Annotated in this window: 6 protein-coding genes; 4 read left to right on the plus strand and 2 right to left on the minus strand. The window is 68.1% G+C overall.

What is annotated here, in order from left to right:
• Positions 1-273: 273 nt before the first annotated feature.
• Both ACLQ24_RS19940 and ACLQ24_RS19945 read right to left on the minus strand, forming a co-directional pair.
• Entirely contained in the window at positions 274-1335 is a 1062-nt protein-coding gene (locus tag ACLQ24_RS19940) for an FAD-binding oxidoreductase (RefSeq protein ID WP_425893222.1), read from the minus strand.
• Positions 1332-1622 (minus strand): hypothetical protein, encoded by a 291-nt coding sequence (locus tag ACLQ24_RS19945; RefSeq protein WP_425893223.1) that lies wholly within the window; start codon positions 1620-1622, stop codon positions 1332-1334. Before ACLQ24_RS19945 ends, ACLQ24_RS19940 begins: the two co-directional genes overlap by 4 nt.
• A 219-nt stretch (positions 1623-1841) precedes the next feature.
• On the opposite strand from ACLQ24_RS19945, the gene ACLQ24_RS19950 reads away from it, so the two are divergent.
• The 4 genes from ACLQ24_RS19950 to ACLQ24_RS19965 form a co-directional block, all read left to right on the plus strand.
• Entirely contained in the window at positions 1842-1982 is a 141-nt protein-coding gene (locus tag ACLQ24_RS19950) for a hypothetical protein (RefSeq protein WP_425893224.1), read from the plus strand.
• Between the two features lie 607 nt (positions 1983-2589).
• Positions 2590-3474: a hypothetical protein gene (locus tag ACLQ24_RS19955; RefSeq protein WP_425893225.1), complete on the plus strand. Its 885-nt coding sequence runs from the start codon at positions 2590-2592 to the stop codon at positions 3472-3474.
• On the plus strand, positions 3471-4457 hold the full coding sequence (locus tag ACLQ24_RS19960) for a phosphotransferase family protein (protein ID WP_425893226.1): 987 nt from the start codon (positions 3471-3473) through the stop codon (positions 4455-4457). The genes ACLQ24_RS19955 and ACLQ24_RS19960 overlap by 4 nt, the downstream gene beginning before the upstream one ends.
• A gap of 9 nt (positions 4458-4466) precedes the next feature.
• The coding region (locus ACLQ24_RS19965) for a DEAD/DEAH box helicase family protein (protein WP_425893227.1) at positions 4467-6586 on the plus strand (2120 nt) is incomplete at its 3' end.

A 6586-nucleotide genomic window follows, 5' to 3' on the forward strand; every position in this document is an offset into this window, starting at 1 on the left:
TGGGTCCGGCAAGCAGTACCGGATCGCCGCCCGCGACCTCGACGCGGCCACCGGCCACTGGTCCACCGTCACCGTCTACGCCATCACGAACCTGACCGCCGCAGACGCCAGTCCCGCCGACCTGGCCGATGGGCTGCGCGGACACTGGGCCATCGAAGTCCTGCACCACATCCGCGACACCACCTACGCCGAAGACGCCAGCCGCCCACCTACCGGCAACGCACCCCGCGTAATGGCCACCCTACGCAACACCGCGATCAGCCTGCTCCGCCGTCAGCGGGTGAAGGTGACCGGCGTGTGGATACGGGCGGCGGGGATGCCGAGTGCAAGCAGCCGCGACCGGGCGCCGGCCAGCATCGCGGGCGGACCACACACGTAGATGTCCTGGTCGAGGCGGTGGTGGTCGAGGGCGATGGTGAGTGCGTCGCCCTGCTCGGCCGGCTCGGCGCAGGGGTCGTCGGAGAACGCCGGCACGATCGTCAGCCAGTCGTGCCGGCGTTGCAGCTTGTCGAGGGCGATCGCGTCGTACAGGTCGACGAAGGCGCGGACGCCGACGACCAGGGTCACCCGCCGGCCGGCCGGCGCGGCGGCGGCCTGTTCGACCAGGGCACGCAGCGGCGCGAGGCCGGTGCCACCGGCGACGAGCAGCAGATCGACGGTACGCGTCGAGTCGAGACGCAGGCCGGTGTTGCCGGGTGGGCCGAGCCAGATCAGCTCGCCGGGGCGTACCTCGTGAACCAGACGGTGGGAGACGGTGCCGGCGGTTACGGCGCGGACGTGCAGCTCGACGGTGCCGTCGGCGCGTGGGAGGTTGGCCGGGGAGAGCCATCGCCAGCGACCGGGCAGGCGTGGTGTGCAGACCGGAACGGCCTGGCCGGGGTGGTGGGGCAGCCGCCGCCAGGGACGTACCGTGAGGATGGCGATGCCTGGCGACGGCCGTTCGTGGCCGATCACCTGGGCGGGCCACCAGGCCGGCCCGTCGCCGACGCGGGCGGCGGCGCGACGAACGGCGTGCGTGGCGCGGTCCACGGCCCGCTCTCCGACGGTCGTCCACAGGGGATGCGGTGCGTGGCGGGCCAGGGTGGCGAGCAGCGCGTCGCCGATGGTGGTGACGTGTGGCAGCAGGTCGTAGCGACGGTACGCGCGGCCGAGCACCATGAGCAGCGCGGCCCGACCCGCCCGGTCGTCATCGCCGGCCACGAGACCGCCAAATGCGGCGAAGAACAGTGACGCCTCGCGCTGCGGCAGCAGCCCGGGGCGGCGGTCCTCCAGGGTGCGCCAGAAGTCACCAGCCGCCCGGACGTCGATCGACGCCCAGGCAGCGGCGAGGCTCACGCACCGACCTCGAACGCCCGCCTGACCTGGGCAATCCGGCCGTCTGGCAGCTCGGCCGCCCGCAGGACGCCCTCCAGGTAGTCGACGACCCGCCGATGTTGCGCCTCCGACAGCCCCAGACCGCACCATTGGGTTGCGTTCCCGTCGAGCACGGTCGCCAGGTGCGCGGCGAGCCGGTCCAGATCAATCCCGATGAGGTACGGCGACAGCTCCGCGTCCGCCGTCACCAGGCGCAACCAGCGGGCGACGAGGTCGGCCGGTAGCGTGGGTTGCTCAGGGGTGGGCATGGCGGCTCCGAGACGTCGACGGATCGGGTGGCGCCGGGGCGGGCGGGTGCGGGCTGTGCCGTTGAGGGTCAGCGCAGCTCCGGAGCCAGCGCCCGCCCCGGGCCGTGCACCGACCTTCGCCGTTGACCAGGCACGACGGCATGTCATGTCGATCGTCGGCGGCATGTGCGTTACGTATGCGGTCGACTATGCGATGGTCGAGTCGGGCAGACTGCGGGCATGACCGAACGCCAGGTGCTGTATCTGGTTGTCTGCGCCGCCGGTCCTGCCGAGCACATCAACGGTTGCCGCCTCTTGGCATCCTTCGGCGATATGCATCGCGCGTATATCAATGCTCCACGCAGTGTGTTCAATGGATAGGCTCGATGAGGCGAGACGGACGGAGCCGCCGGTGACACACGCGAACTGCCCTCGGTGCGGCGGACGGCTGGCCCGGGACAACAACAGCGGACGGTGTACGCCGTGCCAGGCCGCCGAGCGGGACCGGCTCAGCGCGCCGCCGGTGGTGCCGGCGAGCCTCTGGGACCACGAGCCGGTGCGACTCGCGCTGGCCGAGCGGCATCTGGGGCGGGTGATCCGGGCGTATCGCTGCCATCCGTATCACGGGCGGGTCGCGTTGCCGCAGTCCGTGGTGGCGGGGTGGCTGGGGATCACGCAGGCGCAGTTGAGTCGCGTGGAGAACGGCCCGCCGCTGGTACACCTGGACCGGTTGGCGCACTGGGCGCAGCTCCTTGGGATACCCGCTCCCAGCCTATGGTTCGCTCTCCCTGGCCAGGCTCAGCGGTCGGGCGCGCGACCCGAACTTGCTCGCGCCTCAACCAATCCACCGGGTGCTGGGCCAGACGAGGATCGGCGAGCCCTGTTGGCTGGTATCACCGCTGTCGCTGCGGGTGCGGGTCTGCTCGGGGGCAGCGAACTTGTCCAGCCTCGGCGGATCGGCACAGCGGATATCGCTCGGCTTAACGCAGTGCTGGAGCTGTACCGGTCGGTGGACCGCGAAACTGGGGGTGGCCTGCTGTATAGGGAGGTGGCCCGGTTCGCCGAATCGGTATACCGGATGCTTGATTGGTCGCACCCGGCCGAAGTCACACCATCCCTCATCGCAGCGGTGGCGACAGCCCGGCAGCTGGCCGGCTGGACCGCGCTCGACGCTGGGAGGCACGGCGACGCGCAGCGGCATTTCGTCGCCGGTGAGCGCGCCGCTTTGACTGCTGATAACGCCCCTCTGGTCGCGATGATTCGGTACGCGCAGGCCAAGCAGCTTCAACACCTGCGGCACAACCGGGATGCCCTCGCGACACTGCAACTCACCTACGCACAGCTCGGATCGCATGCCACACCAGCGGCCAAAGCTCTGCTCTGGGGCGCGAAGGCAGCCTCCGTCGCGGCGCTCGGAGACCATCAGACTGCCTTGAGCGCCCTCGGTAAGGCGAGCGACCAGTTCGAGCGCATCAACAAGGAGCGTGAGCCGGCCTGGATGGGCTTCTACGACCGCGGCGAGTTGTTTGCTCAGTACGGGCGGGTGTACCGGGACATGGCACGGATAGACCGCAGGCACGCGTCGGAGGCGGTGCGCTGGGGCAGGGATTCCATCGCGGCCTTTGGCGCGGGGAACGTGCGCAGCGCCGTGCTCAATGAGGTCGGGCTGTGCAGCGCACTGTTCTTGGCCGATGAGCCCGAGCAGGCGCTCGCCGTCGGGGCGCGCGTGCTGAAGCAGGCACAGGAGATGAGCTCACAACGGGTGAGCGATCGGGTGGTGAACCTGCGTCGCGATCTCGTTCGACACCGGGAGCTTCCGGAGGTGGCCGCTTTCGAGCGGGTACTCACTGCCCGGGCTGCGCTGGCCGCATGAACGGGCGGTTCTCCGAGGGGGCAATGACGGCGGCCATGCGAGACATCGCCGCTACCCTTGGCGCTTCTGCCGAAGCTGCCCAGCTGCTGCAATTGACCAACAACGCCGTGTTCGCATTGCCCCGATCCGGAATCGTCATCCGGATCGCGCGAACCCATCAGCTCTTTGACCGGGTGACGAAGGTAGTCCAGCTTGGGCGTTGGTTTGCTCGGATCGACGCACCGACGATTCGGCTCGCGCCCGATATCGAGCAGCCCGTGCGAGTCGGCGAATTCGTCGCCTCAGTCTGGTCCTACGTTCAACCGTCGCCGTTTGCTCCGACGGTGGAGGATCTCGGCCTTGCGTTGCGCGAGTTCCATGCTCTCGACCCGACGCCCATCGCACTCCCGGCTTGGGATCCTGTCGGCGACGCCCAACGACGCCTGGCTGACGCCGAAGGCCTCGATCCGCACGACCGTGATTTCCTCGTGAAGTGGTGCGATCGCCTGGAGCCGCAACTGGTTGCGCTCAACCACCGGGAGGGGCCGAAGCTCGTCCACGGAGATGCGCATGTCGGCAACCTGCTACGAGAGACATCGGGCCGCACAGTGATGTGTGACTTCGATGCCACCTGCATCGGGCCGTGGCAGGTTGACCTGGCAGCGGTGGCGGTAGGCGAAGCACGGTTCGGAAGCACAGGCCTGCACGAGGGGTTGACTGCCGTCTACGGCTACGACGTGACCTCGGACCAGTCATGGCCAGTCTTGCGAGAAGCCCGTGAGTTGAAGATGATCGCTGCCGCCGCACCACTCATTGGTAACTCGCCCGAGGTGGCGGGCGAGTTCGCGGACCGCCTCCAATCAGTGCGAGATGATGATCCTCAAGCCCGTTGGAAGCCCTTCGCCGACCTCGCTCCAAGCCGTGGTCACATGCGTCTGTCGACGAGCCGACACATGCGAAAAGACATGAACCAGGGACGGTCTCGAAGCGCTACGACCGATTAGATTGCCTGGATGACGGATCTTGAGCGGGGTGTGTACGAGCACCTGATCACCCGTGCGCTGGCTGACCGCCTTCAGCACGTCGACCCCGCACTGATCCAACGCCACGACCTCGACCCGGCCGACGCGCACACCGCCCTCGCCCGGCACATCGCCACCCTGGCCGCCCGAGCTCTCCAGACCGTCCCCAACGGTGACGACAAGCTCCATCAACAGATCGCGATGGCGAACCAGATCGCTGACGCCATCACCACCCTGAGCCCCAAGGCAGCAACGGAACAGGACCAGGTCACCGACGCCAAGCACCTGCTCCATGCCATCGCCGCCCCGCCCACACCACCGGCGCTACCAGCTTTCCCGCAGCGGCCCACCACTCCCCTCTCCACCGGAGCGCTGCTGGTCAACGGCCGCCACCAGCCGCGCATCGGCCACGAGGTCAACCACGAGATGGCGTCGGCCGAGAGCGTCGACCTGCTCTGCGCGTTCATCAAGTGGTACGGCCTGCGCATCGTTGAGGAGCCCATCCGTCAGCTGATCGCCCGAGGCGGCCGGGTCCGCGTCATCACCACGACCTACCTGGGCGCAACGGATCAGCGGGCCCTCGACCGACTCAGCGAACTCGGCGCTGAGGTGAAGGTGTCGTACGAGACGAGAACCACCCGCCTGCACGCCAAGGCATGGCTGTTCCGCCGCAAGAACGGCACCACCACCGCGTACGTCGGCTCGTCGAACCTGTCGAAGACCGCGCTGGTGGACGGCGTCGAGTGGAACGTCCGCATCTCGAACATCGAGCAGCCGCACGTCATCGACACGTTCACGGCGACGTTCGAGGACTACTGGAACGACCCGGCGTTCGAGGCGTACGACGCGGCCAGGGACTCCGAGCGGCTACGGCACGCACTCACCGGGGAGCGCCGTGACCAAGCCCCGACCGAGATCTCGAACCTGGACGTGCACCCGTACCCGTACCAGGCGGAGATCCTTGCCGACCTGGACGCCGAGCGGTTGGTGCACGGGCATTGGCGCAACCTCGTCGTGATGGCAACCGGCACCGGCAAGACCGTCGTCGCTGCACTGGATTACCGCCGGCTGCACAAGGCGAAACGAGCAGACTCGCTGCTCTTCGTCGCGCATCAGGAGCAGATTCTGCGGCAGAGCCTGTCCACGTTCCGGCAGGTCATGGGCGACGGCAGCTTCGGCGAAACGCTTGTCGCGGGCGAGAAGCCCAACGGTTGGAAGCACGTCTTCGCCTCGATCCAGTCGCTGCATCGGCGGGAAGTCGACCCCGAAGCGTACGACATGGTGATCGTGGACGAGTTCCACCACGCCGAGGCGCCCACATACACGCGGTTGTTGGAGCGGCTGCGTCCCCGCGTACTCCTTGGACTGACCGCGACCCCCGACCGGGCCGACGGCGGCGACGTCCGCCGGTGGTTCGACGGGCGCGCGGCAGTTGAGCTGCACCTATGGGACGCGTTGGAGCGGCAGTTGTTGTCGCCGTTCCAGTATTTCGGGCTGCACGACGACGTGGACCTGTCGCAGGTCACCTGGAAACGCGGCCAGGGTTACGACCTTGCCGAACTCACCACCCTCTACACCGCCGACCACGCGCGGGCACGGCTGGTGCTACACGCGGTCCGCGACAAGGTGGACGTCGGGTGGATGCGGGCACTCGGGTTCTGCGTAAGCATCAGACACGCCGAGTTCATGGCCGACTGGTTCAACCAGCACGGTGTGGCGTCGGCGGCCGTAACGTCCCGGCCCGGCACCGACCGGGCGGGGCTGCTGCGGGACTTCAAGGCCGGCAAGCTGCGGGTGCTTTTCACCGTGGACCTGTTCAACGAGGGCGTCGACCTGCCGATGGTCGACACGATCCTCATGCTGCGGCCCACCGAGAGCGCCACGATCTTCCTGCAACAGCTCGGCCGTGGTCTGCGTCTTGACGACGACAAGCCCTGCCTCACGGTGCTCGACTTCATCGGCGGCCAGAACGCGAACTTCCGCTTCGACCTGCGGTGGCGTGCGCTGGCCAGGATGAACCGGAGGGAAGAAATAAGAGCGACCGGCAATAGGTCCAAGATCCGGACATGCGGGTACCTGCGGGAAGGAAGCAGGCACGGGTCCATTGATCA

Source organism: Micromonospora sp. DT4 (genome assembly GCF_049841675.1).
Taxonomy (GTDB): domain Bacteria; phylum Actinomycetota; class Actinomycetes; order Mycobacteriales; family Micromonosporaceae; genus Micromonospora.

Coding starts and splice junctions, on each gene's coding strand:
- ACLQ24_RS19945 (WP_425893223.1), bottom strand. CDS start 1,622: ATGCCCACCCCTGAGCAACCCACGCTACCGGCCGACCTCGTCGCCCGC.
- ACLQ24_RS19950 (WP_425893224.1), top strand. CDS start 1,842: ATGACCGAACGCCAGGTGCTGTATCTGGTTGTCTGCGCCGCCGGTCCT.
- ACLQ24_RS19960 (WP_425893226.1), top strand. CDS start 3,471: ATGAACGGGCGGTTCTCCGAGGGGGCAATGACGGCGGCCATGCGAGAC.